The organism is Pseudomonas sp. SWRI18 (assembly GCF_014268345.1).
In the GTDB taxonomy this organism is placed as follows: domain Bacteria; phylum Pseudomonadota; class Gammaproteobacteria; order Pseudomonadales; family Pseudomonadaceae; genus Aquipseudomonas; species Aquipseudomonas cedrina.
In genome coordinates, this window is record NZ_JACCQQ010000039.1 from 1 (window position 1) to 26,215 (window position 26,215).

20 protein-coding genes are annotated in these 26,215 nt (G+C 62.5%); 8 read left to right on the top strand and 12 right to left on the bottom strand.

Features of this window, described 5'->3' with window-relative positions:
* Positions 1–61: 61 nt before the first annotated feature.
* The 5 genes from H0Z09_RS26300 to H0Z09_RS26320 form a co-directional block, all read right to left on the bottom strand.
* A complete protein-coding gene (locus tag H0Z09_RS26300; protein ID WP_186694664.1) occupies positions 62–1,678 on the bottom strand; it encodes a J domain-containing protein in 1,617 nt (538 codons plus the stop codon).
* A gap of 11 nt (positions 1,679–1,689) precedes the next feature.
* The gene (locus H0Z09_RS26305; protein WP_186694666.1) at positions 1,690–3,387 is read right to left on the bottom strand and encodes a molecular chaperone HscC; all 1,698 of its coding nucleotides are present in this window, start codon (positions 3,385–3,387) and stop codon (positions 1,690–1,692) included.
* 315 nt (positions 3,388–3,702) lie between these two features.
* Positions 3,703–5,160, bottom strand: a complete 1,458-nt coding sequence (gene adeC, locus H0Z09_RS26310; RefSeq protein ID WP_076950125.1) for an AdeC/AdeK/OprM family multidrug efflux complex outer membrane factor — start codon at positions 5,158–5,160, stop codon at positions 3,703–3,705.
* Positions 5,157–8,318 carry an efflux RND transporter permease subunit gene (locus H0Z09_RS26315; protein WP_186694668.1) on the bottom strand — a complete coding sequence of 1,054 codons (3,162 nt, stop codon included), beginning with the start codon at positions 8,316–8,318 and terminating at the stop codon, positions 5,157–5,159. Before H0Z09_RS26315 ends, adeC begins: the two co-directional genes overlap by 4 nt.
* 3 nt (positions 8,319–8,321) lie before the next feature.
* A complete protein-coding gene (locus H0Z09_RS26320; RefSeq protein WP_169377202.1) occupies positions 8,322–9,467 on the bottom strand; it encodes an efflux RND transporter periplasmic adaptor subunit in 1,146 nt (381 codons plus the stop codon).
* A gap of 286 nt (positions 9,468–9,753) precedes the next feature.
* Between H0Z09_RS26320 and H0Z09_RS26325 the strand changes: the two genes are divergently transcribed.
* Entirely contained in the window at positions 9,754–10,386 is a 633-nt protein-coding gene (locus H0Z09_RS26325) for a TetR family transcriptional regulator (RefSeq protein ID WP_076950130.1), read from the top strand.
* A 301-nt stretch (positions 10,387–10,687) separates the two neighbouring features.
* Here the strand turns inward: H0Z09_RS26325 and H0Z09_RS26330 are convergent, their stop codons facing one another.
* Genes H0Z09_RS26330 through H0Z09_RS26340 form a run of 3 tightly spaced genes read right to left on the bottom strand, consistent with a single transcriptional unit; the run spans position 10,688 to position 13,277 of the window.
* On the bottom strand, positions 10,688–11,743 hold the full coding sequence (locus tag H0Z09_RS26330) for an alkene reductase (protein ID WP_186694670.1): 1,056 nt from the start codon (positions 11,741–11,743) through the stop codon (positions 10,688–10,690).
* 25 nt (positions 11,744–11,768) lie between these two features.
* Positions 11,769–12,935, bottom strand: a complete 1,167-nt coding sequence (locus H0Z09_RS26335; RefSeq protein ID WP_186694672.1) for an MFS transporter — start codon at positions 12,933–12,935, stop codon at positions 11,769–11,771.
* Positions 12,936–12,950: 15 nt separating this feature from the next.
* A complete protein-coding gene (locus tag H0Z09_RS26340; protein WP_186694675.1) occupies positions 12,951–13,277 on the bottom strand; it encodes a helix-turn-helix transcriptional regulator in 327 nt (108 codons plus the stop codon).
* Between the two features lie 154 nt (positions 13,278–13,431).
* Between H0Z09_RS26340 and H0Z09_RS26345 the strand changes: the two genes are divergently transcribed.
* Positions 13,432–14,016, top strand: a complete 585-nt coding sequence (locus tag H0Z09_RS26345; RefSeq protein WP_186694677.1) for an ACP phosphodiesterase — start codon at positions 13,432–13,434, stop codon at positions 14,014–14,016.
* A 111-nt stretch (positions 14,017–14,127) separates the two neighbouring features.
* Here H0Z09_RS26345 and H0Z09_RS26350 read toward each other — a convergent pair whose 3' ends face one another.
* A complete protein-coding gene (locus H0Z09_RS26350) occupies positions 14,128–14,919 on the bottom strand; it encodes a lysophospholipid acyltransferase family protein (RefSeq protein ID WP_186694679.1) in 792 nt (263 codons plus the stop codon).
* Positions 14,919–15,674: an L-ornithine N(alpha)-acyltransferase gene (gene olsB / locus H0Z09_RS26355; RefSeq protein ID WP_076950140.1), complete on the bottom strand. Its 756-nt coding sequence runs from the start codon at positions 15,672–15,674 to the stop codon at positions 14,919–14,921. Before olsB ends, H0Z09_RS26350 begins: the two co-directional genes overlap by 1 nt.
* A gap of 186 nt (positions 15,675–15,860) precedes the next feature.
* Between olsB and H0Z09_RS26360 the strand changes: the two genes are divergently transcribed.
* The 4 genes from H0Z09_RS26360 (at position 15,861) to H0Z09_RS26375 (ending at position 19,164) form a co-directional block, all read left to right on the top strand.
* Positions 15,861–16,934, top strand: a complete 1,074-nt coding sequence (locus H0Z09_RS26360; RefSeq protein WP_186694681.1) for a serine hydrolase — start codon at positions 15,861–15,863, stop codon at positions 16,932–16,934.
* Positions 16,931–17,245: an amidase gene (locus tag H0Z09_RS26365; protein WP_186694683.1), complete on the top strand. Its 315-nt coding sequence runs from the start codon at positions 16,931–16,933 to the stop codon at positions 17,243–17,245. Before H0Z09_RS26360 ends, H0Z09_RS26365 begins: the two co-directional genes overlap by 4 nt.
* Before the next feature lie 169 nt (positions 17,246–17,414).
* The gene (locus H0Z09_RS26370) at positions 17,415–18,005 is read left to right on the top strand and encodes a YceI family protein (RefSeq protein WP_186694685.1); all 591 of its coding nucleotides are present in this window, start codon (positions 17,415–17,417) and stop codon (positions 18,003–18,005) included.
* A 1-nt stretch (position 18,006) separates the two neighbouring features.
* Positions 18,007–19,164, top strand: a complete 1,158-nt coding sequence (locus tag H0Z09_RS26375) for a phosphatidylserine/phosphatidylglycerophosphate/cardiolipin synthase family protein (RefSeq protein ID WP_186694687.1) — start codon at positions 18,007–18,009, stop codon at positions 19,162–19,164.
* Between the two features lie 30 nt (positions 19,165–19,194).
* Here the strand turns inward: H0Z09_RS26375 and H0Z09_RS26380 are convergent, their stop codons facing one another.
* Both H0Z09_RS26380 and bglX read right to left on the bottom strand, forming a co-directional pair.
* Positions 19,195–22,146: an autotransporter serine protease gene (locus tag H0Z09_RS26380; protein WP_186694689.1), complete on the bottom strand. Its 2,952-nt coding sequence runs from the start codon at positions 22,144–22,146 to the stop codon at positions 19,195–19,197.
* A 240-nt stretch (positions 22,147–22,386) separates the two neighbouring features.
* Complete coding sequence (bglX, locus tag H0Z09_RS26385; protein WP_186694692.1) at positions 22,387–24,678, bottom strand: beta-glucosidase BglX; 2,292 nt, start codon at positions 24,676–24,678, stop codon at positions 22,387–22,389.
* 238 nt (positions 24,679–24,916) lie between these two features.
* Here bglX and H0Z09_RS26390 point away from each other — a divergent pair, with 238 nt between their 5' ends.
* Together H0Z09_RS26390 and H0Z09_RS26395 are read left to right on the top strand one after the other, a co-directional pair.
* Positions 24,917–25,528 (top strand): LemA family protein, encoded by a 612-nt coding sequence (locus H0Z09_RS26390; RefSeq protein WP_010212287.1) that lies wholly within the window; start codon positions 24,917–24,919, stop codon positions 25,526–25,528.
* 18 nt (positions 25,529–25,546) lie between these two features.
* A partial coding sequence (locus H0Z09_RS26395) for a YgcG family protein (protein WP_186694694.1) occupies positions 25,547–26,215 on the top strand: 669 nt, incomplete at its 3' end.

A 26,215-nucleotide genomic window follows, 5' to 3' on the forward strand; every position in this document is an offset into this window, starting at 1 on the left:
GGGCGGGTTGTGGGCGATGATCGAACGCAAGTTGCCGGGCGCTGGGGCCCGGCATTCAGGGTTATCGCTTGGGCAGGTCGAAGTGGGTCCAGGGCACTTGCGGCAAGTAGTGTTGCGCAGCAACGATCAACGCCACCATCACCACCAGGAACACCGCTTGCCAGGGGCTCCAGAATGCCCAGTGCAGGCCGTTCAGCCAGGGCCAGTCATGGCTGAATCTGTGGCTCATGTGGCCGATGCGCTTTTTGTGCAGCAGGTTGATCAGCAGCGCCCCAGCGTAGGTCACCGCGCCCAGCACCCCGAGCATCAAACCGCAGGCTATGAGCATGATCACCTGCGGCACACCATGGCGTATGACCAGCCAGTAGTCGTTGGGGTTGAGCCGCTTGGGAATCAGGTACTGGCTCAGCCATATATCCGGCACCCTGTAGACCGAACTCATGTTCGCCCAAGCTTGGGTGATGCGAAATCCGACAATGGCCGGTCCGCACGACATCAACAAGAAGATGAACACGGACATCAGATCCAGCTTGTTCGGTATGTCGTGGGCGATGCTCAAGCCGATGCCCAGTGCGAAGACAGCCCACAGCCGGATAAACACTTGCGTGTAGATCGGCCGGGGCACGAATTTGCGCCAGAAGTACAAGTCGTCTTGAGCCACGCGCTCGGCCAGTTGCGGGTAGCGCCAGGTCAAGGTGTCTGCCAGGTGCTGGCAGGCGTTCCACTCGTTTTCGCCGAACCCATCGATCATGCGTTTGTGCTGCGTGGCCGTCATCGGCGTGAGCAACAACCGCGCGGCCAGGGCGTCGGCTGACATGCGCCGTTTATCCTGGGCCTTGTCTTGCAGGTGAGCGTAGAAACTTTCCTGCTCGCAACGCGACACCAGCTCGCGCCACATCCAGGCCGGCTCCGGGTATACGCCTTTCTGGTCGTCCCAGCCGAACACCTGGCACACCCGCTCAAACAGCGGCACGCTCCAGGTGGTGTCGTGGAGCAGCTGCAGGATAAGGCGTTGCCACTGCTGTTGCAGGTCGAACACCCGCAGCCACGGCTGGTTGTTGTAGTGCGTGAGTTCGGCGATGAACTCGCGCTCGGCCTTTTGCTCCAGCAGCGCCTGCAAACCGGCGCGGTAGTCCTGCAGCAGCTCGCCGCTGAGCACGTCGTGCTGCCACGGCGTCATGGCAACCTGTTGCCAGGGCGTCAGCCATTCCAGGTGGTTCGCTGCCCAACGGGCGATCGCAACGCGCTCGCCCGGATGCTCGAAGCAATGACGCAACAAGCCCGCCTGGTAGGCGTCGGTGCAGTCCTGTTGAATGGCCAGGGCCCAGCGTTCGATGAAGTTGTTGGCATTGAGGCCGCTGAGCAGTGCCTGCGCGAGGTCAGCCTTGGGCGCTTCCACGGGGGCAGGTTGCAGAACGCTGACGTCCATCAGCTCGGCGAGGTCGTTGAGGTTGGCGTAGGCGGGTTCGGCAATCGGCGTTGCAGCGACGGGTTGCTCCTCTTGCGCGTCGGCTCGCCAGCGTGCGTAGGCCAGTGCTTCTTCATAGGCCTCACGCAGTCGCTGGAAGCCTGCCGCGTCGTCATCCGGCCGGCAGTTTTTGAGCAGGCGCGCATAGCTGCGCTTGATGGTGCGCTCGTCGGCGTCGTCGGGCAGTTGCAGCAGGGTCCAACATTCCATGTCGTGGTCTCTCAGCGCCAGAACCCGTTGTCGAGTTGCTCAAGTTGACGGGTCAATTCACTGCGCACTTCGCGAATGCGCCGTTCATCCTGGGTGTCGAGCACTTGCTGGAACTGCCCGGCCCAATGCCCAAGCTGCTCGCGAAGTTCACCCAGGCTTTCCTGATAGAGCCGTTCCAGGCGCGCAACGAGCACGGTGTTGACCTGCTGGTCGCGCGGGTGAATCTTCAACAGCGCCAAGGCTTGCAGGCGTTGCTGGATTTGATCCGGGCTGAGCACGCCAGGGGTGTTCTCGATCACCAGCGAGTGCTGCTCGCCGGTCAGCGGAATGCTCACCTGGGCTTCCAGCAGGCCGTTGTTGTCGTAAGTGAAGCGCACGTCCAGCGAGACTTCCCCGGCCTTGCGTTTGGGGACGGGAATGTCCAGTTGGCCCAGTTCGATATTGTCTTTGACCAGGCGGCTTTCGCCCTGGTAGATCTTCAGCAGTACGTGCTGCTGGTCATCATGCAAGGTGACCACGCTTTTGACCCGGCTCACCGGCACGCTGCTGTTGCGCTCGATCAACGGCAGGTAGTGGCCGCTTTCGATATGGCTGCCGTACTGGTTCGAGGTTTCGATGCCCAGGGTGTAGGGGCACACGTCGGTCAGCACCACTTCTTCGAGTGCGGCGGAGCGGGCCTTGAGCGCAGCCTGGATCGCGGCGCCGTGGGCGACCACCTGGTCCGGGTCGAGGCTGATGGACGGGAAGCGTCCGAACAGACCGGCGGCGAGTTTGCGCACCAACGGCATGCGCGTGGTGCCGCCCACCAGCAGGATTTCATCGAGGTCGCCGACCCGAATCCGCGCATCACGCAGGGCCCGTTCGATGGGCGCGCGCAGGCGTTCGAGCAACGGCGTGTAGAGCTTGGCCAGTTCCTGCTGGGTGATGGTTTTCACCCATTGCTGGCCGTCGACGCGCAGGGCGAAGTCGGCGCTCTCGTCCTGGCCCAAGGCCTTGCGCACGCGCTCGGCTTCACGGCGCAGTGCTTGCAGCACGCTGCGGGTGGGCGGGAAGCCTTGGGCGTTGCGCTGGCTGTCAACGAAGTGCTCCAGCAACAGGGTGTCGAAGTCTTCGCCACCGAGGAAGTTGTCGCCCGCGCTGGCGCGCACTTCCATCACGCCGTCGAACAGCTCGATGATCGACACGTCGAACGTACCGCCACCCAGGTCGAAGACCAGGAACGAGGTTTCCTTGTCGCGCTGATGCAGGCCGTAGGCGAGGGCGGCGGCCGTGGGTTCGTTGATCAGCTTTTCGACCTTGAGCCCGGCCAGTTCACCGGCGATGCGCGTGGCCTTGCGTTGCCCGTCGCTGAAGTAGGCGGGCACGCTGATCACGGCTTCGATGACGGTCTGGCCGTAGGTGCGCTCGATGTCTTCCTTGAGGCTTTTGAGCACCAGCGCGGACAGTTCTTCCGGACGGAACGAGCGGTCGCCCAGGCGAACTTCGGTGGCGCTGCCCATGTAGCGTTTGAACAGCGAAGTGGTCAGGTGGGGATGGGTGTGCAGGCGCTCTTTCGCGGCCTGGCCTACCAGGACACGGCCCTGATCATCCAGCCCGACCACGCTTGGGGTCAGCAGTTGGCCAAGGGCATTGGGCACCATTTCGGCGGCATCGCCGCGCCAGACGGCAGCGAGACTGTTGGTGGTCCCCAGGTCGATTCCTACGATCATTACGACAAGCTCCCTCTGTGGTCTGTAAGAATCTGTTACCAATTTTACCCCGAAAGGTTGAAGGGAAAGCAAGGCAACTGACGTTGCATGGATCACAGATTTGTAGTGAGCGGGCTTGCCCCGCGCTGGGCTGCAAGCGGCCCTAATCCAGGCGCCTCAAATTAACCTGATACCCCTACGTGATCCTATTGGGGCGGCTTCGCCACCCAGCGCGGGGCAAGCCCGCTCACTACAGCCGGTAAGTCAGGCATAAAAAAACCGCCTCCGGTGAGGGAGACGGTTTTGTTTGCAACGGCGTTACTTTTTACAACAGCATCAGAACAACTTCAGCGCCGGTGCTTCCTGTTTCGACTGCTCGTTCTGTGCGGTCTGCTCGTTCCAGCCACCGCCGAGGGCCTTGTACAGGTTGACCTCGCTGGTCAGCTGGGCCAGGCGGTCGGTGATCAGCGACTGCTGGGCGCTGAACAACTGGCGCTGGGCATCGAGGAACGTCAGGTTGCTGTCGACACCGATGCGGTAGCGACGCTCGGCCAGGCGGTAGTAATCCTGGTTGGCCGCGACGAAACCACGCTGGGCCTCCAGTTGCTGCTGGTAGGTCTCACGCGCGGCGAGGCCGTCGGAGACTTCCTGGAAGCCAGTCTGGATCGCCTTTTCGTAGTTCGCCACGTTGATCTCTTTCTGGATCTTGGAGTAATCCAGGCTGGCGCGCAGGCTGCCGGCGTTGAAGATCGGGATGTTGATCTGCGGCGCGAACGACCAGGTGCCCGAGCCGCCTTTGAACAGGCCGCCCAGGTCCGGGCTCAGGGTGCCGGCGTTGGCCGTCAAGCTGATGCTCGGGAAGAACGCGGCACGGGCCGCGCCGATGTTGGCGTTGGCCGCCTTGAGGTTGTACTCGGCCTGCATGATATCGGGACGACGTTGCAGCAGGTCCGAGGGCAACCCGGCCGGTACTTCGCTGAGCAGGTCATCCGACAGCGGCTTGCTGGCGATATTCGCCGGCAGGCCAGTGCCCAGCAGCAGGGTCAGGCTGTTTTCGTCCTGGGCGACCTGGCGCGTATACCGGGCCAGCTGCACGCGGGCGTTTTCCACCGAGGTGCGCGCCTGGCTCAGGTCGAGGGCCGACGCCACGCCGACTTCGTTGCTGCGCGAGGTGAGCTTGAAGCTCTGCTCGAACGCGCCCAGGGTGTCCTGGGTGAGCTTGAGCAGTTCCTTGTCGGCCTGCCAGGTCAGGTAGGCATTGGCCACGTTGGCCACCAGGCTGATCTGGGTGCTGCGGCGCGCTTCTTCAGTCGCAAAGTACTGTTGCAGCGCTTGCTCACTCAGGCTGCGCACGCGGCCGAACAGGTCCAGCTCGTAAGAGCTGATCCCGAGGGTGGCCGAGTACTGGCTGGTGATGCCGGCTTCACCGGTCTGCGAGGCACGCGCCGGGACCCGCTGGCGGCTGCCGCTGCCCGTGGCCGAAATGGCCGGAAACAGGTCGGCGCGCTGGATGCGGTACTGCGCCGCGTAAGCGTCGATGTTCAGGGCCGCGACGCGCAGGTCACGGTTGTTCACCAGCGCGGTCTGGATCAGCTGTTGCAGGGCAGGGTCGTGGAAAAACTGCTTCCAGCCCTGCTCGGCAGCGGCCTGGTTCGGCGCCTGGGCCGACGAATACGCCGGGCCCTGCGGGAACTGTGCCGCCACCGGCGCTTCGGGGCGCTGGTAGTCAGGTATCAGCGAGCAGCCACTGAGCACGAAGGCGGTGACGGCTAGGGAGAGTAGCGACTTGCTCATTGGCCAGCCTCTTTAGGAGTTTGCTTGGTTTCTTTCGGTTTGCGGTCGCCGATGGCGGACACGGTTGCAAAGAACAACGGCACCCAGAAGATCGCCAGTACAGTGGCCGTGATCATACCGCCAATCACGCCGGTACCGATGGCGTGCTGGCTGCCTGAACCCGCGCCCGAGGAGATCGCCAACGGCAGTACGCCGAGGATGAACGCCATGGACGTCATGATGATCGGGCGCAGACGCATCCGCGAGGCTTCGATGGCGGCTTCGACGATGCCCTTGCCTTGTTCGTGGAGCTCTTTGGCGAACTCCACGATCAGAATGGCGTTTTTCGCCGCGAGGCCCACCGTCACCAACAGGCCCACCTGGAAGAACACGTCGTTGGACAACCCGCGCATGCTGGTGGCGATCAACGCACCCACCACGCCCAACGGCACGACCAGCACCACCGCGATCGGGATCGACCAGCTTTCGTACAGCGCCGCCAGGCACAGGAACACCACCAGCAGCGACAGGGCGTACAGCGCAGGCGCCTGGGAGCCGGAGAGGCGTTCTTCGTACGACAGGCCCGTCCAGGCGTAGCCGATGCCCGCCGGCAGTTGCTTGGCGATGCGTTCGACTTCGTCCATGGCGTCACCGGTGCTGTAGCCCGGCGCCGGGGTGCCGAGGATTTCCATCGCCGCCACACCGTTATAACGCGAGAGCTTGGGCGAGCCGTAGATCCACTTGCCCGAGGCGATGGCCGACAACGGCACCATCTTCCCGGAGTCGCTGCGCACGTACCATTTGTTCAAGTCTTCGGGCGACATGCGGCTGGCCGCTTCACCTTGCACGTAGACTTTCTTCACGCGGCCACGGTCGATGAAGTCGTTGACGTAGCTGCCGCCCAGGGCAATCGCCAGGGTCTGGTTGATGTTGGACAGCGTGATGCCTTGGGCGCTGGCCTTTTCGTCGTCCACGGTGAGCTCGTATTGCGGCTCATCGTTCACGCCGTTGGGGCGCACACCGGCCAGGATCTTGCTCTGCGCCGCCATGCCCAGGAACTGGTTACGCGCCGCCATCAACTTCTCATGGCCGACACCGCCCTGGTCTTGCAGGAACACGTCGAAACCGGTGGCGTTACCCAGCTCCAGTACGGACGGCGGCACGATGGCAAACACCATGGCGTCCTGGAAGGTCTGCATGAAGTAGCCTTGGGCACGCTTGGCAATTTCGAATACCGACGTGGACGCATCACGCTCATCCCACGGCTTGAGCATCACGAACGCCAGGCCCGAGCTTTGGCCACGACCGGCGAAGTTGAAGCCGTTCACGGTGAATACCGATTTCACGCCTTTGCCTTCGCCTGGCTCGCCTTCCTTGTCGTTGAGCAGGTAGATACGCATGTCGTCGATGACTTTTTGCGTACGCTCGGCCGTCGAACCGACCGGCGTCTGCACCTGGGCAAAGATCACGCCCTGGTCTTCATCGGGCAGGAACGCGGCAGGGATGCGCATGAACAGCCAGATCATGCCGGCGAAGATCAGCAGGTACACCAGGAACGCCGGGATCTTGTGCTTGATCATGTTGCCCACGCCGCGCTCGTAGCTCAGTACGCCACGGTCGAAGGTGCGGTTGAACCAGCCGAAGAAGCCGCGCTTGGGTTGGCCGTGCTTTTCCGGGTCGATCGGCTTGAGCATGGTGGCGCACAGCGCCGGGGTGAAAATCAGTGCAACCAGTACCGACAACGCCATGGCCGAAACGATGGTGATGGAGAACTGTTTGTAGATCACGCCGGTGGAGCCGCCAAAGAACGCCATCGGCAGCAGTACCGCCGACAGCACCAGGGCAATACCCACCAGGGCGCCCTGGATCTGGCCCATGGACTTGACCGTCGCCTCCTTGGGCGACAGGTGTTCCTCGGCCATCACCCGCTCGACGTTTTCCACCACCACGATGGCGTCGTCCACCAGCAGGCCGATGGCCAGGATCATGCCGAACATGGTCAGGGTGTTGATGGTAAAGCCGAAAGCGGCCAGGATCCCGAAGGTACCCAGCAAGACCACCGGCACCGTCATGGTGGTGATGATGGTGGCGCGGAAGTTCTGCAGGAACAGGAACATCACCAGGAACACCAGCACGATCGCCTCGACCAGGGTGTGCACCACACCGGAGATCGATTCGGTCACCACGGGGGTGGTGTCATACGGCACCACCGCCTTCATGCCAGGCGGGAAGAACGGCTCAAGGGATTTCACCGTTTCGCGGATGGCCTTGGCCGTGTCCAATGCGTTGGCGCCGGCAGCCAGCTTGATCGCCATGCCCGAAGCCGGGTTGCCGTTGAACTGCGCGCTGATGCTGTAGGTCTGGCCGCCCAGTTCGATACGCGCGACGTCCTTGAGGCGAACCTGGGAACCGTCGGTGTTGACCTTCATCAGGATGTTGCCGAACTGCTCTGCGGTCTGCAGGCGAGTCTTGCCGATGATGGTAGCGTTCAGCTGAGTGCCGGGCAGGGCAGGCAAACCGCCCAACTGGCCGGTGGCTACCTGCACGTTCTGCGCCTGGATCGCGGCGCTGACGTCCACCGGCGTGAGCTGGTAGTTGTTCAGCTTGGCCGGGTCGAGCCAGATGCGCATCGCGTACTGCGAACCGAACACCTGGAAGTCACCCACACCTGCGGTCCGCGAAATCGGGTCCTGGATGTTGGACACGATGTAGTTGGACAGGTCGTCCTTGGTCATGCTGCCGTCTTCGGACACCAGACCGATCACCATCAGGAAGTTCTTCACTGACTTGGTGACGCGGATACCCTGCTGCTGCACTTCCTGCGGCAGCAAGGGGGTGGCCAGGTTCAGCTTGTTCTGCACCTGAACCTGCGCGATGTCCGGGTTGGTACCCTGGTTGAACGTCACGGTGATGGTCATGCTGCCGTCGGAGTTACTGTCCGAGGACACATAACGCAGGTTGTCGATACCGTTGAGCTGTTGCTCGATCACCTGCACCACGGTGTCCTGCACGGTTTGTGCGGACGCGCCTGGGTAGGCCACCTGGATGTCGATGGCGGTTGGCGCGATGGCCGGGTATTGGTTGATGGGCAACTTCAGGATCGACAGTGCCCCGACCAGCATGATCACCAGGGCAATTACCCAGGCGAAAATGGGACGGTCGATAAAAAATTTCGACATGGATTACTCCCCTTTGCCGGCAGCGGCGGCAGGAGCAGCGGAACCGGCAGGCTTGGCGTTGTCAGCCTCCTTGACCTTGACCTCGGCGCCCGGCTTGACGTACTGCAAGCCTTCGGTGATCACACGGTCACCGGCGTTCAAGCCTTTCTCCACCAGCCAGTAGGCGCCGTAAGTACGGTTGGCCACCAGCTCACGCTGCTCGACCTTGTTGTCGGCATTCACGATCAGCGCCGTCGGGGTACCCTTCAGGTCGCGGGTCACGCCTTGCTGCGGTGCCAGGATCGCCTTGCTGTTCACGCCAGCCTGCAACTGGGCGTGCACGAACATGCCCGGCAGCAGGGTGTGATCGGGGTTGGGGAACACGGCGCGCAGGGTTACCGAGCCGGTGGTCTGATCGACCGACACTTCGGAGAACTCCAGCTTGCCGTCCTGGCCGTACTCACTGCCGTCTTCCAGCGTGAGCTTGACCTTGGCGGCATTCGCGCCGGCTTTCTCCAGCTGGCCGCTTTCCAGGTCGCGGCGCAGTTTCAGCATTTCGGCCGAAGACTGCGTGACGTCGACGTAGATCGGGTCCAGTTGCTGGATCACGGCCATGGAGTCGGCCTGGCCGTTGCTGACCAGCGCGCCTTCGGTCACCGAAGAACGGCCGATACGCCCGGAGATCGGCGCGTACACCTTGGTGTATCGCACGTTGATCTGCGCGGTTTGAACGTTGGCTTCCGCCGTCATGCGGTTGGCCACAGCGGTGTCGTATTCCTGGCGGCTCACGGCTTGTTCATCGACCAGTTGCTTGTAGCGGTCGGTGATGGATTTGGTCTGGGTCAGGGTGGCTTGCGCGCTTTTCAGGGTGGCTTCATACACCGACGGGTCGATCTGGTAGAGCTGTTGCCCTTCCTTCACGTCCGCGCCTTCCTTGAACAGGCGCTTGAGAATGATGCCGTTGACCTGGGGGCGAACTTCCGCGATGCGGTAGGCGGTGGTGCGGCCCGGCAGCTCTGTCGTCAGGGTAAAGGCTTGCGGTTGTAGGGTGACCACGCCGACCTGAGGGGTTTGAGCGGGCGGAGCCGCTTCTTCCTTTTTACATCCGCTGAGCAGCGATGCCAGGGCGACGGCAGTGACCAGAGCGGTAACAGCTGGCTTAAGTTGCATGAAGATCCTCGGGTCAGGCGCGCAGGGTGCGCACAAGAAGTGTGGAAGGGTAAAAAACAAACGGTGAGTAGATAAGTAGCTTGCTACGCAATATACTTACGTTCATGGTTGTTTGTAAACTCTTGACAGGCTTCGCGCAATGTTGACAAAGCAACGCGCAACGCCTCGATTCCATTACGTTCGGCACCCATGACGGTGTCGTCCCACAAATATTCAGATGATCGTGACCGGGCATTAATGCTGCGTTAACGATTGTCTCAAGTGCCCTGATTGAGGTTTTACTGCCATGGTTCGTCGTACCAAAGAGGAAGCTCAGGAAACGCGCAACCAGATTCTCGATGCCGCCGAGCAAGCCTTCTATGCGCGCGGCGTTGCGCGCACGACGCTGGCGGACATCGCCGCGCTGGCCGGCGTGACGCGGGGCGCTATCTATTGGCATTTCAGCAATAAATCCGACCTGCTGCAGGCGCTGCTCGACACGCTGCATGAGCCGCTGGACGAGCTCGCCAGGGCAAGTGAGAGCGAGGATGAGCTCGATCCGCTGGGCTGCATGCGCAAACTGTTGATTCATTTGTTCCATCAAGTGGCCCTGGACCCGAAAACCCGGCGCATCAACGAGATCCTGTTTCATAAGTGCGAATTCACCGATGAAATGTGTGACATGCGCCGCCAGCGCCAGACCCACACCCTGGAATGCAACCTGCGCATCGGCCTGACATTGCGTAACGCGGTCCATCGCGGGCAGCTTCCTGAAAATCTCGATACCACCCGTGGCGCGGTGTGCATTCACGCGTACATCAATGGGCTGATCGGCCAGTGGCTGTTGGTTCCCGACAGTTTCCAGCTGCATCAGGATGCCGAACGCTGGGTGGACGCAGGGCTGGACATGCTGCGCTGGAGCCCCAGCCTGCGCAATTGAGACAAAATGCGTAATTGCATCAGGTTGTGTCAACAGTAAAGCCCAAGGACAGTCAATCGTCCTTCTGCCTGATAGGTGGGATGACTTTATATACGGGCTGGCGGGCAGTTGGTAGGAAGCCGCCTAAGTATTTTGTAGCGATTTTGTTTCGGTTCTGTGAAGCAATGTACCTGGCCGAGCACATTACAAATGTGGGAGCGGGCTTGCTCGCGAAGGCGGTGTATCAGTCGAATACTCAGTGACTGACACTCAGTCTTCGCGAGCAAGCCCGCTCCCACATTTGATATAGGGTTTCAGGCGATTACAGCGCGAGCGTTGGATAGTCGATATACCCCACCGGACCCTTGGCATAGAAAGTCTCCGGACGCGCCTCGTTCAACGGCGCATCCGCCTTCAAGCGCGCCGGCAGATCAGGGTTGGCGATGAATGGCACGCCCCAGGCCACTGCGTCCGCCTTGCCTTCGGCCAGCCAGGCATTGGCGCTGTCCTTGGTGAAGCGTTCGTTGGCGATGTACACACCGCCGAAAGCCTTCTTCAGTTGTGGGCCAAGGCTGTCCGCACCTTCCTTTTCACGCGAGCAGATGAAGGCAATGCCGCGCTTGCCCAGTTCGCGGGCGACGTAGGTGAAGGTTTCGGCCAGATTGTCGTCGCCCATGTCGTGGGAATCGGCACGCGGTGCCAGGTGCACGCCCACGCGGCCGGCGCCCCAGACTTCAATGGCGGCGTCGGTGACTTCCAACAGCAGGCGCGCACGATTTTCCAGGGAGCCGCCGTATTGGTCGGTGCGCTGGTTGGTGCTGCTCTGCAGGAACTGGTCCAGCAGGTAGCCGTTGGCGCCGTGGATTTCCACGCCATCGAAACCGGCGGCCTTGGCATTCTCGGCACCGGTGCGGTAGGCGTCGACGATGTCGGCGATTTCAGCGGTTTCCAGCGCGCGCGGGGTCGGGTAGTCGGCCAGCGGGCGAACCAGGCTGACGTGGCCTTTGGGCTGGATCGCACTCGGAGCCACCGGGGTTTCGCCGTTCAGGTAGGACTCATGCGAGATGCGGCCCACATGCCACAGTTGCAGGAAGATCTTGCCGCCCGCGCCATGTACCGCCTTGGTGATGTTGGCCCAGCCGCGTACCTGGTCGTTGGACCAGATGCCTGGCGTGTCGGGGTAGCCCACGCCCATTGGCGTGACTGAGGTGGCTTCGCTGAGGATCAGCCCGGCGGATGCGCGTTGCACGTAGTACTCGGCCATCAGCGCATTGGGTACGCGACCGGCGTCGGCACGGCAGCGGGTCAGCGGCGCCATGATGATGCGGTTCGACAGTTCCAGGTCGCCCAGTGTGATCGGATCGAAAATAGTCGTCATGGGATGCACCTTTCTTTGAGTTTGATCAGTTAGTCACAGGGGCCAGGTCGGCATTGCCGCCCTGACGGAAGGTAATCAAGGTCACCACCAGCGCCAGGATCGCCAGGGCCGCCGCGGCCAACGGCACGCTGGTCAGGCCGAAACCGTGGGCGATCACACTGCCGCCGACCCAGGCGCCGAGGGCGTTGCCGATGTTGAAGGCGCCGATGTTGAGGGTCGACACCAGGTTCGGCGCGGCCTTGCCGAAGGTCACCACGTTGATCTGCAGCGCAGGCACGGCGGCGAACGAGGCGGTGGCCCACAGGAACAAGGTAATTTCGGTGGGGATCACGGCGATGCTGGTCCAGCTCAACGCCGTGGACACCACCGCCATGCTGATGAACACGCCGATCAGGGTGGCGGCCAGGCGTTTGTCCGCCAGCTTGCCGCCAATGATGTTGCCCACGGTGAGGCCCAGGCCGATCAGCAGCAGCGTCCAGGTCACGCCCTTGGGCGACACGCCGGTGACATCGCCCAGCAGCGGCGCAACATAGGTGAAGAGGGTGAACATGGACGCGGCGAACAGCGCGGTCATGCTCAGCGACAGCCAGATGCCCGCGCCCTTGAGGGCGGCGAGTTCGGCGCGCATATCGAGCTTTTCTTCATCGCGCTTGGCCGGCAGGAAGCGGATCAGGCCGATCAAGGCGATCACGCCAATCACCGTCACCGCCCAGAAGGTCGAGCGCCAGCCGGCTTCCTGGCCCAGTGCGGTACCCAGCGGAACGCCGAGCACGTTGGCCAGGGTCAGGCCGGTGAACATCAAGGCCACGGCCGACGCACGCTTGTTGGCCGGCACCAGGTTGGCCGCTACGACTGAACCGATACCAAAGAAAGCGCCGTGGCACAGCGCGGTGACGACACGCGCAAACATCAGCACGTTGTAGTCACTGGCCAGGGCGCACAGCAGGTTGCCGACAATGAAGATTCCCATCAACGCTACCAGGGCTGCCTTGCGCGGCAGCCTGGCGGTGGCCAACGCCATGAAGGGTGCGCCAATGGCCACGCCCAAGGCGTAGCCGGTCACCAGCCAGCCGGCGCCGGGAATCGACACGCCCAGGTCCGCCGCCACATCGGGCAGCAGGCCCATGATGACGAACTCGGTGGTGCCGATGGCGAAGGCGCTGAGGGCCAGTATGAGCAGCGAGAGGGGCATTATCGTTTCCTTAGCTTACAGCGCCGCGGTGTCGTCAGCGCCCAGTTCAGTGATGAGCGCAGCGAGGAAGGCCTGGATGGTCGCCTCGTTGCGTTTGAAAAAGTGCCACTGGCCGGCCTTCTGGCTGCTGATCAATCCCGCCCGTTGCAAGGTGGCCAGGTGGGCCGACACGGTCGACTGGGACAAGCCGCAGCGCTGGTCGATCTGCCCGGCGCAGATGCCGTATTCGTGGTTGTGCAGTTGCTCGGGAAACTGCACTTTCGGGTCTTTGAGCCAGGTGAGGATGTCTCGTCGTACCGGGTGCGCCAGGGCTTTTATTATTTCGTCGAGGTCGATGGACATGGCAGGTGCTCGGTGTCGTACAGCGTTATATCGCGATGAGGCGAACTTTAAATCGGTCTATCCCGATATACCAATATGATTTTGATCTGAGATCAGACTGAATCGGTATATCGGGTTATAACGATACGTTGTCGGCAGTGCTAGACTGCGCGCCATGAATTATCTCGCACATCTGCACCTGGGCGGTCACCTTCCTGCGCAACTGCTGGGCAGCCTGTATGGCGATTTCGTCAAAGGCCGCCTGCAGGGCCAGTTCAGTCCGCCAATCGAAGCGGCCATCCAGTTGCACCGCTCGATCGACCGCTTCACCGACAGCCATCCGTTGGTGGGGGAGGCGCTGTCACGCTTCAGCCTGACCCGCAGGCGCTATGCCGGGATCGTCCTCGATGTGTTTTTCGACCACTGCCTGGCGCGGGACTGGGCACAGTATGCCGACCAGCCGTTGGAGCGCTTCACTGCGCAGGTGTACCGCGTGCTGGCGGCCGAGCCGCAATTGCCCGGGCGGCTGGCGCAGATTGCACCGTATATGGCGGCGGACGACTGGTTGGGTTCGTACCGCGAGTTCGCGGTGATGGAGCAGGTGTTGCGGGGGATTTCGCGGCGGCTGACGCAGCCGGAGGAGCTGGGGTTTGCGATGCAGGAATTGCGCGTTTTGTATGAGCCGTTGAGTGAAGACTTTCGGATGTTCTATCCCGAACTGCAGGCCTTTGCCAAAACCCAACTGATCACAAAGGTCTAAATGGGGGAGGCTGGCTTGCCTGCGATAGCGGTCTGCCAGTTGATGATTTTTTTGCTGACCCACCGCCATCGCAGGCAAGCCAGCTCCCACATTTTTTCAACCGTGCCCGCTTTACGCCGCGAATGCCGGTCGAACCGCGATCTGCTCCGCCTCCGGCACCGGCTCAAACAACGCCTTCTGCACCGCCTGCTGTGCCTGATACGCCAGCGCCGCGCGCTCCTGCCCGGCGCAGGCAATCGGCTTGAGCACATGGATCTCCACGTCACCCTGATCATTGGCGAACAAACGCATCAGGTGCGAGAGCAAATCATCATCGCCGATAAAGGGTGCCAACGGGTCCACCTGCCCATCGCGCAGGTAACGGATCGCCACCGGTTGCAGCGACACATCCGCATCGATTGCACTGGCCAGCAAACGCCCGTGGAAGGTGCGCAGGCTGCGCCCGTCGGTGGTGGTGCCTTCCGGGAACATCAGCAACGGATGCGCGTGTTCCAGGTGGCGGGTCATCTGCTTGCGGATCAACTGGCTGTCGCCCGAACCGCGGCGGATAAACAGGCTGCCGGCCTTGGCCGCCAGCCAGCCCGCGACTGGCCAGGTGCGCACTTCGGCCTTGGACAGGAACGACATCGGCGTGACCATGCCCAGCAGTGGAATGTCGGTCCACGACACGTGATTGCTCACCCACAGCATCGGCGTTTGCGGCAGTTCACCGTGCACCGTCACGCGAAAGGGCAGGGCGTTGGTCAGCCGCGCCATGAAAAAACGCGACCAGCGCTGACGCCGCGCCATCGAGTTGGCGATGCCCAGGCGCTCGAACACCCCAAACACACTGGCCATGCTCAGGCCCAGCGCCACCACCACCAGTACGCGGGCGATGCGCCCGTACACACGCAGGCGGCCCATCACATGGCCGCCTTGAAGTGGCGGGCATAGCGGGGGCACAACTCATCACGCTTGAGCAGGATGAACACGTCGGCCACCTGGAAATCTTCATCCCAGCACGGCTCGCCGCAGATCTTCGCGCCCAGGCGCATGTAGGCCTTGAGCAGCGGCGGCATTTCGGCGATCACGTTGGACGGCAGGTCCAGCGCCGGCAGCGGTTTTTTCGGCTCGGCGCGCAAGTGTTCGTTGCACAGGTAGCGTTCGCGCAGGCGTTGCATGATCGCGTGGGCCTGGATGCCGCCGTCGTGCATCGGAATGCTCGCGCAACCCATCAAGTAGCTGTAGCCGCCCTGGTTGAGCACTTCGGCCAACTCGCCCCACAACACGGCGATGGTGCCGCCATTGCGGTAGGCCGGGTCGACGCAGGTGCGGCCGATCTCCAGGATCGGGCCTTGCAAGTGCCGTAGACCGTGCAGGCTGAACTCTTCCTCGCTGTAGAACCGCCCCAGGGTGCTGGCGGCCTGGTGGTCGAGCAAACGGGTGGTGGCGACGAGTCGACCGCTGTTCAAATCCCGCACGCCGATGTGGCTGCAGTGAACATCATAGTCATCCATGTCCAGGCCCAGCTCAGCGCCTTTCAGCTTGGCGTTGAATTCGCCGCTGAACACGTTGAACCGCAGGGCCTGGGCTTCCTGCAACGCCTGTGCGCCGATCAGGCGTTCGGCTTGCAGGCGGCGTTCATTGCCGGTGTCGCTGATGCGGGCGATCTGAGTCATGGCGAGTCTCCGAGTGCCGGCCACGATTTCGGCCGGTCGACTTTGTTGTCCAAAGTCAGGCTATGGAGGCCCGGTGTCATCTCCGTGAAGTTATGGTGACGCTTGGATGACAGCCTGCCATGTCGCAAATCTGTCATCGGCGCAGGCTACGCTCGCGGGCTTGAATGCCCCCTTGAGTTTGCGTCCATGGTCAGAGGCCTGCTGTGCGTTGTGCTGCTGTTCGTCACCGTTACCGCCCATGCCGAAGCCTGGCCCGATAAGGACTGGGCCAAGGGCGCACTGCTCACGGGTCCCGCTGTCGATGCCTTGGAGGCTTACGCTTTCCCCGCCCGGGACGACGCCACCCGCCAAGGCATTCGCACCGACGCGTTGCTGGTGATTCGCGACGGCGTGGTGGTCTATGAACGTTATGCCGCGCCCACCACTGCCAGCACGCCGCACCTGACCTGGTCCATCAGCAAAAGCCTGATGGCCACCGTGCTGGGCGTGGCCTACGGCGATAATCGCTTCAAGTTGACCGACCCGGTGGCGCGGTTTTACCCGCCGATGAAGCAGCACCCGACGGTGACCATGGCCGACCTGCTGCACTGGGCCTCGGGCCTGGACTGGCAGGAAGACTACGAATACGCGCCGCTGAAATCCTCAGTGGTGGCGATGCTGTATACCCGTGGCCGCGCCGACATGGCGGAGTTCACCGCCGGCATGGGCACCTTCAGTGCACCGGGTCAGGCCTTTCGCTACTCCAGTGGCGACAGCAACCTGGTGTCCGCCGCGCTCAAGGGCATGCTTGGCCTCAAGGCCTACATGAGCTACCCCTGGGACGCACTCTTCAAGCCTTTGGGCATCCGCAACGCCACCTGGGAAACCGACGCCGACGAAACCTTTGTTGCCTCTTCCTACGCCTACCTCACCGCCCGCGATCTGGCGCGTGTCGGCCTGCTGATGGCACGGGATGGACGCTGGGGCGATCAACAACTGCTGCCCAAGGCATGGGTCGCCTTCAACCGCCAACCGTTCGCCAGATACAAAACCGGCCAGGACGAAGCCGTCCCCGGTGGCCATTGGTGGCTCAACCAAGGCACCCCGAGGCCCTGGCCCGACGCACCCGCCGACACCTTCGCCGCCCTCGGCCACTGGGGCCAGGCGCTGTACGTGATGCCCGATGAACGCCTGGTGATCGTGCGCTACGGCGACGACCGCGACGGCACGTATCGCCATAACGAACTGCTCAAACGCGTGATCGCGGCGGTGCAACCATGATCCGCCGTCGCCCGTTTATCTGCCTGTTTCTTGTGCTGCTGCTCGCCTTGCTGGGCTGGATCTGGCACGAGCGCGTCAACCTGCAAGCGTTCCCCGACATCATCGCGGCGTATACGGCCAAGGAGTATTGCTCGTGCCGGTATGTGATGAATAATCCGGCGGAGTATTGTCGGGGTTATGTGAAGCAGTACGTGCCGACCAGTGCGTTCAGCGATAACCCGGAGCGCAGTGAAGTGACGGCCAGCGGGTTGGGGCGTACCCATTCCGCACGCTGGCTGGGCGACCGCCAAGGTTGCCGCTTGAATCCTTGAAACACCAGAACCCCTGTGGGAGCGGGCTTGCTCGCGAATGCAGTGGGTCAGCCAAGTATAGGTAACTGATCCACCGCATTCGCGAGCAAGCCCGCTCCCACATTTGGATTTGCACCGTTCATTAGATTGCGCTTAAGGTTCGTGCAGGTTTTTCGCCCTCCGAGTCTTTATGTTCAACGCTTCTCTATTCAAGCCGCTGGCTTTTTCACTGCTGGCCGCCGCCGCCGTGCCTGCCCATGCCGACTGGTACCTGGATAACGAATCCTCACGCCTGTCGTTCGTCACCACCAAAAACACCGAAATCGCCGAGGTTCAGCGCTTTCTGGTGCTGCACGGCAAGGTCGACGGCAAGGGCGCGGCGCACATGGAGGTGGAGCTGGAGTCGGTCAACAGCGGCATCCCGCTGCGCGATGAGCGCATGCGAAACCAGTTGTTCGAAATCAAAACTTTCCCCGAAGCGCTGATCAGCGCGCAGATCAACCTGCAGCCAATCAATGACCTGGCTCCCGGTGCGCAATTGGAATTGCGCCTTCCGCTTTCAGTGACGTTGCACGGCAAAACCCAGACCTACAGCGCCGAGCTCCTTACGACGCGCCTGGACGACCGCCGCTTCCAGGTAGTGACCCTGGAGCCGGTGGTGCTGCATGCCGAGGATTTCGACCTCGCGCCAGGCGTGGCCACGCTGCGCAAGGCCGCAGGGCTCAAATCGATCAGTTTGTCGGTGCCGGTGGGTGCGGTGCTGATTTTCACGGCGCGCTGACATGGGCGGCGCGGTGTTTCCGTGGCGCAGCGCCAATCGTTTCGAGTTGCTGATCGACGGGCCGAGTTTCTTTCCGCAGATGTTGGTGGGCATAGCGCGGGCTGAGCGACAGGTCGATCTTGAGCTGTACCTGGTGGAAGCTGGCGCCTGTGCCGAGGCCATGGTGCAAGCGTTGGTACTCGCCGCCGAGCGCGGGGTACGGGTGCGTTGCCTGTTCGATGACTACGGCAGCCTCGCGTTTACCCTCGGGCTGCGCAAGCGCCTGACCGACGCGGGTGTGGAGCTGCGGTTCTATAACCGCCTGAGCTGGCGGCGCTGGATGCGCAACCTGTACCGTGACCACCGCAAGGTGTTGCTGATCGACCAGGGTATCGCGGTGGTTGGCGGCACCGGTGTGACAAATGAGTTCTGGACGCCGGGCCAGGACACCGCCGACTGGCATGAAGTGATGGTGCAGATCAGCGGCCCGCTGGTGCTGGATTGGCAGGCGCTGTTCGACCGTCAATGGCACGCCAACGCCGCCCGTCGCGAGTGGAAACCCGCCACCCACTTTGGTTTGCCACGTTTGCCCAAGGTGCCCGCGACCGGGCCGGGCCTGGGGCGGGTTGCCTATGCCGACGCCCGTCAGCATCGCGACATCCTGCAATCGCTGATCCGCGCCTTGAACAGCAGCCAGCAGCGTATCTGGCTGGCCACCCCATACTTCCTGCCGACTTGGAGCGTGCGTCGCGCGTTACGCCGGGCAGCGGGGCGCGGCGTCGATGTACGCCTGCTGCTCACCGGCCCGCGTACCGATCACCCGTCGGTGCGTTACGCCGGGCACCGTTATTACCCGCGGTTGCTGCGTTCGGGGGTGCTGATCTTTGAATACCAGCCGTGCTTTTTGCACCTGAAGATGGTGCTGGTGGACGATTGGGTCAGCATCGGTTCGTGCAATTTCGACCATTGGAATTTGCGCTTCAACCTGGAAGCCAATCTGGAAGCGTTGGATCCTGAGTTGACGCGGGCAGTGGCGGGCAGTTTCGAGCGCGATTTTGCCCAAAGCCAGGCGGTGAGCCTGGAGGCGTGGAAGTCCCGGCCGCTGTGGCGGCGGGTGAAGCAGAGGTTGTGGGGGTGGGTCGATAGGTTGGTGGTCAACCTGTTGGATCGGCGAGGGTAGGGTGCCCCCGCCTTTGGTTACTTACGCGGTTTAGAACTGCAACGAATACTGCGCCGTGATGTTCTGGTCCCGTGAACGCTCGCCGCGCTGTTGGCTGAAACCCAGGTCCAGCGCGCTGTTGCGGCTCAAGCGCGCGGTGGCGCCCAGCTCCAGTCGGGTGCTGAGCCGATCCAACGGGGCGCCGCTGACCTTGAAGGCGTGGCCGCCATCCCAGGCCACTTGAGTGGCCGATTGTCGATCGCCGCCGGCATGGGTATAGGCCAGGCCGCCACGCAGGCTCAACCATGACGGGCCGGTCTGTGCCTGGGCCAGGTCGAGGTTCACGCGCACACCGCCGGTGGTCAGCTTGACACTGTCGTTCGAGCGTTGGCCGCGCAGTGACGCCATGCCGCCGCGTTCGGTGAAGCCGTCGCTGCGCTGTTGCACAGTGGCCAGTTGCAGGTAGGGCTGCCAATCCCAGAAACCGTGATTAAAGCGATAGTTGGCCTCGGCGAACGCCTGCACGGTACGGCTGGTGTAGTCGGCAGACAGCCGATTCTCCACGCCTGGGAAGCTGACTCGGCGCTTGGTTGCGATCTGATGCTGCGCGTAGGCGATGCCGCCGTACAGGCCCAGAGCGTCCCAGCTGTGCCCCACGTGCAGGCCCAATTGGTAGCTGTCGACACTCGCTTTGCCGCGAGCGCCGGCCTTCACTTCGCCTGTGCTGCTGCCCGCAACCACCCCCACGCGTGTGCCTTGTTCCAGTCGGTGATCGAACCCGACCAACAGGCCCGTGCTGCTGTGGGACGCGCGGGCGGTGTTGCTATCGCCTTGCAGCTGGCCGGTCTGGCGCGGCAGTTGCACCCAGGCGCCCTCGTTCAGTGCTTCGGCCTCGGTAGCGCTACGGCCATGGGCGTTACGCTGCCGGTCGAGTACGGCTTCACGCACTACCCGGCTGTTTTCGATCAGTGCCGCTTGGGTACTGGCATGCAGCTCGCCGCTCAGTTGGTCCAGGGCCGAGGGGGCCTGCTCGGGGAACAGTGCGGTGAGGCGCTGCAGCAGCGGGGTCGGCGCGGCTTGAGCGTCGGCGGCCGTGGCGACGGCGCGTTGGTTGGCGGTGTTTGCCGCAGAAGCCAGTGGCCTTCCACGGGCAAACTCGACCAGCAGGCTATTGGCTTGTTTGACTTGGGAAACGCTGAGGAAGGGCGAAAACTCTCGGTGGTCGATCGCGGCAAACTCGCCGCTCACGGCACCTTTTGCCTGGAGGATGCTGTATTGCTGGCCCAATGGGTAGGTGCCGGGTTGTGCGCTCAGGTACAGCGTGCCGCCGTTGACAGTGGCCTGGTTATCGACCTGCAGTTTTGCCGGCCAGTCCTGGGCGACCAGGCCAGTCATCAAGGTGGCGCCGGGCGCTTGGCGGTAGTCACCCTCGACGGCCAGGGAGCCGTTCAGGCGCAGAACGCCGCCTTCGAGGTTCACATCGCCCTTGAGGGTGTTGCTGCCGGCCAGCTCCAGAATGCCTGCGTTGAGCGTGGCCCCGGCAAAGCTGTTATTGCCGCTCAGGAGCAACCAACCGGCGCCGCTTTTTTCCAGGCGCCCGGGGCCGCTGATATCGTTGCGCCAGTCGTCCCATGCGCCGCCTTGCCATACCACCGCGCCGCCGGCGGGGCGGTCCATGTTTACCTGCGTGTCCACCCGCAGTTGGCCGGGCCCGTCGATGGCTTTTTTCAGGTCTATCAGGCCCCAGCCGTACACATCGTCGACGCCAGGCTCACCCAGGTCGGTGGCCGTGGTCAGCAGCACATCGCGAATTTGCGGGTTGTCGAGGTAAGGGAAGCGCTCGATCAGCAGAGCCAGCGCACCGGTTACGTGAGGCGCGGCGAAAGAGGTGCCGGAAGCGGTGAAGTCTGCAAATTCGGGGTTGTCGCCGATCACTTTGAAACCGTCGGCGTCGCCTTCCTTACTATAGTGGGTTTCGGTGTTTATGGAGCCTGTGACCCAGGCCGAGGTGATGTCCGTTCCCGGCGCCGCCAGGCACCAGTCCTTACTGAAGCCACAGCGGAACGAGCGATCGCTCAAGGTCAGCGCCTGATTGACGTTGACCACGCTCAACCAATAGCGCTCGAGTTCGGCGACCGCACGCGGCAGGCTGGGAAGAAACCCGGCAAAGGGTGCTGCTTGCGGCGTTGCGTTGGGGGTGAGTGTATTGCCCGCTGCCCATACTTGGAGTATCCCGTATTTGACGGCTGCGTCGGCGATGGCCTTTGGTTCGACATAGCCGCGGTTCAATTCCATGTCCAGCTCAGCTTCATCCGCCACTGGGTTGCGAGGCCCCCAGCTATGGTTGACCACTCGCACATTTTGCTCGTGCAGTTGGGCATAGGCGGCCTTGACTGCCTCCGGCGTAGGACTATCAACACTGTACGTTGGCACACCGGGGCCGTCCTGGTAAGTGTTGCTGAACCTGCGCAGCGCACTCAGGTTGGCTGCGAAGGCTACGCCATGGGCCCCGGCGCCATTTCGGTTGGCGAGTATGTTGGCGGCCACGAAGGTGCCATGCGAATCATAGCGGGCCCCTTGTTTTCTAAGGTAGGCATCCACTTGTTCGCGGGTGAAATCACCGTTGGCAATTCCCTCCTCCACTGCAAGCAAAGCCTCAGGCGGTAGTGTCTCAAGCAGCTCCACGGCGGAACGATCACCCTCACTGAAGAAGCAGCCACCGAACAGTACCGTATCGCTTTTGCATCCAGGGTCTGCCAGGCGCACGCCGGAATGCGGTTTGCCGGCAAACTCGTCATGGCGCAAGTCGCTGCCGGAATCGTAGACCCCCACGTGTACCCCGGCGCCACTCAACCCCCTGGCATAGGCGTAATCGGCACCGATGGCGCCCAGCCCCCAGCTTTTTTTGAACTCATCGCTGCGCCAGCTGGCGGCGTCGTGCAGCTCCCCCTGTTCGCTGTAGTTCGCGGCTTCAACGGGTATGCCCGGCAAACTTGCGAGCATGCACAGCGCGAGTGAATAAAGGAGGGCTTTGTTAATGGCCCGTGGGGCGTTTTTCGTCGACGACATAGTGCACCTGCACACTGATTCAGGGTGGACAGGGTGTGCGAGCAGGCGGGGGGTGAGATGTAGGCAGCAGCTTAGGGGGAGAAGGAAACGTGACTTTGTGCTGACAGAAACAGGCGCGAGGCGATGCGGCGACCCAACAAGCCCCCTCTTCAACGCAAGAGGGGGCTGCGTGGGTTACAGCAACTCGAAAGTCTGCTGCTGCACATCCTGCGAATCCAGCCCGATCTGCACATTGAACTCGCCCGGTTCCGCGGCGAACTTGAGCTGGGTGTTGTAGAACTTCAAGTCGTCCTCGGTGATGGTGAAGTGCAGCGTGCGCTCCTCGCCGGCCTTGAGCATGACTTTCTGGAAGTTCTTCAGCTCCTTGATCGGGCGGATCATCGAGCCGGACACGTCCTGGATATACAACTGCACGACCGTTTCACCGTCCACCTTGCCGGTGTTGGTCACCGTCACACTGGCGTCGAGCTTGCCGGTCTTGTTCAGGGTGGTGGACGACAGCGCCATGTCCGACAGGCTGAACGTGGTGTAGCTCAAGCCATAGCCGAACGGAAACAGTGGCCCTGTGGTGTCATCGAAATACTGCGAGGTGTAGTTGCCCGGCTTGCCTGGGGTGAACGGCCGGCCGATGGTCAGGTGGTTGTAGTAGGTCGGAATCTGCCCCACCGAGCGTGGGAAGGTGATCGGCAGCTTGCCCGACGGGTTGTAGTCACCAAACAGCACGTCGGCGATGGCGTTGCCGCCTTCGGTGCCGGCGAACCAGGTCTCCAGAATCGCGTCCGCCTGTTGGTTCTCTTCAAGAATCGACAGCGGGCGGCCGTTCATCAGCACCAGTACCAGCGGTTTGCCGGTGGCTTTGAGGGCCTTGATCAGGTCGCGCTGGCTTTGCGGGATGTTCAGGTCGGTGCGGCTGGAGGATTCGTGGGACATGCCACGGGACTCACCTACGGCAGCGACTACCACATCGGCATCCTTGGCGGCCTTGACGGCCTCGTCGATCATCACTTGGGCGGGGCGGGTGTCATCCACCACTTCCGGGGCATCGAAGTTGAGGAAGTTCAGGTAGTCGACCACGGCCTTGTCATTGGTGATGTTGGCGCCACGGGCATAGATGATCTTGCCTTTTTCGCCGATCACCGCGTTCAAGCCGTCGAGCAGGGTGACCGATTGTTCCGGTTTGCCGGCGGCGGCCCAACTGCCCATCATGTCGATCGGTGCCTTGGCCAGCGGGCCGACCAGGGCGATGGTCGCGGATTTTTTCAGTGGCAGGGTGTTGTTGCGGTTTTTCAGCAGGACCAGGCTGCGGCGTGCGATGTCGCGCGCCTCGCTGCGATGCAGGCGGCTTTCGGCGTAGGTGTCGGCCGGGTCATCCTCGGCCTTGCCGATGCGCAGGTACGGGTCCTTGAACAGACCCATGTCGTACTTGGCGCCGAGCACTTCGCGCACGGCGTTGTCGATGTCGCTCTGCTCGATCTCGCCGGATTTGAGCAGGCCGGGCAATTCCTTGCCGTACAGCGAGTCGTTCATGCTCATGTCGATGCCGGCCTTGATCGCCAGCTTGGCGGCTTCACGCCCGTCCTTGGCCACGCCATGCTTGATCAGCTCGAAGATCGCGCCATGGTCGCTCACGGCCAGGCCCTTGAAGCCCCAGTCCTTGCGCAGCAGGTCGTTCATCAGCCAGGTGTTGGCGGTGGCGGGCACGCCGTTGATCGAGTTCAGCGCCACCATCACGCCGCCGGAGCCGGCCTTGATTGCCGCGTGGTACGGCGGCAGGTAGTCCTGGTACATCTTGACCGGGCTCATGTCGACCACGTTGTAGTCACGCCCACCTTCCACCGCGCCATACAGGGCGAAGTGCTTGACGCTGGCCATGATGCTGTCGGCATTCGCGGCGCTCACGCCCTGGAACGCCTTGACCATCACTTCGGCAATCCGCGAGACCAGGTAGGTGTCTTCGCCGAAACCTTCGGAGGTGCGGCCCCAGCGTGGGTCGCGGGAGATGTCGACCATCGGCGCGAAGGTGATGTCGAGGCTGTCGGCGGCGGCTTCCTGGGCGGCGATGCGCCCGGAGCGGCCGATGGCGTCCATGTCCCAGCTGGACGCCAGGGCCAGGCTGATCGGGAAAATCGTGCGGTGGCCGTGGATCACGTCGTAGGCGAAGAACATCGGGATCTTCAGCCGGCTGCGCATGGCCGCGTCCTGCATCGGACGGTTTTCCGGGCGGGTGATGGAGTTGAACGTGCCACCGATGCGGCCGGCGGCGATTTCCTTGCGGATCAGCTCGCGCGGCATCTCGGGGCCGATGCTGATCAGGCGCAACTGGCCGATCTTTTCGTCCAGGGTCATCTGCTTGAGCAGGTCGCTGACAAAGGCGTCCTTGTCTTTAAGCGCGACAGGCGTTGTTTCTGCCCATACGGGCTGGGTGGCCAGAGTGGCGACAAGGCCGAGCAAGCACAGCTTCTTCATGAATATCCTTTTTCGGCTCATTGCACAGCGATGAGGCTGATCGGCCAAAATGTGGGGAGCGTCTATTGTTGTTCGGGTGTTGTTCAGATAAATGCAGCACACTCTGAACTCTTTTTCGCGCTGGGCATCTTTGTAGCTGATTGGCTCGACGCAATCCAGTGGTGGCGGATTATGCCCCAAGCGCGTGGTTTATAGGGTTAGTCGTCAAATTCCATCAAGATTGGTCAGGAGAAACACCATGCAAGCAGCACAAGGTTACCGCTGGGGCTTGAAAGCCGCGGCTCTGTTATTGATCAGCACGGTGCTGAGCGGTTGCGGGATCAACAACATCCCGACCCTGGATGAACAGGCCAAGGCCGCCTGGGGCCAGGTGCAGAACCAGTACCAGCGCCGCGCCGACCTGATCCCCAACCTGGTGGAAGTGGTCAAGGGCTACGCCGCCCATGAGCAGGACACCCTCACCGCCGTGATCGAAGCGCGGGCTAAGGCCACCTCGATCCAGGTGGATGCCAGCACCCTCGACAACCCGGAAAAACTCAAGCAGTTCCAACAAGCCCAGGATGGCTTGAGCGGCGCACTCAGCCGCTTGATGGTGGTGTCCGAGCGCTACCCGGACCTGAAGGCCAACCAGAACTTCCTGGCTTTGCAATCCCAGCTTGAAGGCACCGAAAACCGTATCGCTGTGGCCCGCCGCGACTTTATCCAGGCGGTGCAGGCCTACAACACCGAGATCCGCACCTTCCCCGGTCGTCTGTGGCACAGCGTGATGTACAGCGACCTGCCGATCCGCGCCACGTTTGAAGCCACCAGTGCCGATGCCGATAAAGCGCCGCAAGTGAAGTTCAAATAAGGCTGCATTGAGGTGTCGATGCGTTTATTAAGGATAGGCCTGGCGCTGTGGCTGTTAGCCTGCGTGGGCGTGGCCCAGGCGGCGCTGACCTTCCCGGCGCTGACCGGGCGGGTGGTGGATAACGCCCAGATGCTGGACGAGGCCACGCGCCAACGGCTGACGCAACAGTTGCAGGCGCTGGAGCAGACCACCGGCAACCAGGTCGTGGTGGTCACCGTGCCCGATTTGCAGGGCGTGCCGATTGAGGACTTCGGTTATCAATTGGGCCGCCACTGGGGCATCGGCCAGAAGGGCAAGGACAACGGCGCGCTGTTGATCGTCGCCCGCGATGAGCGCAAATTGCGCATCGAAGTCGGCTATGGCCTGGAAGGCGTGCTCACCGATGCGCAGTCGTGGGTGATCATCAACCAGGTGATTGCACCCAAGTTCAAGGCCGGCAATTTCAGCCAGGGCATCAGCGACGGTGTGGCGGCGATGGTGCAGGTGGTGGGCGGCGAGCCGTTAGCGGTGCCGGCCCATGTCGCGGACGCCAACTTTGCCAAGGATAATCCCGGGTTTTCCATTGGCCTGTTTATTCTGTTGATCGGCGTATTGTGGCTGTGCAATCGCATGGGGCTGCCGGTCGGCGCGATCCTGCTGGCGATTCTCAGCAGCAGCGGCCGTGGCGGCGGAGGCGGGGGAGGTGGT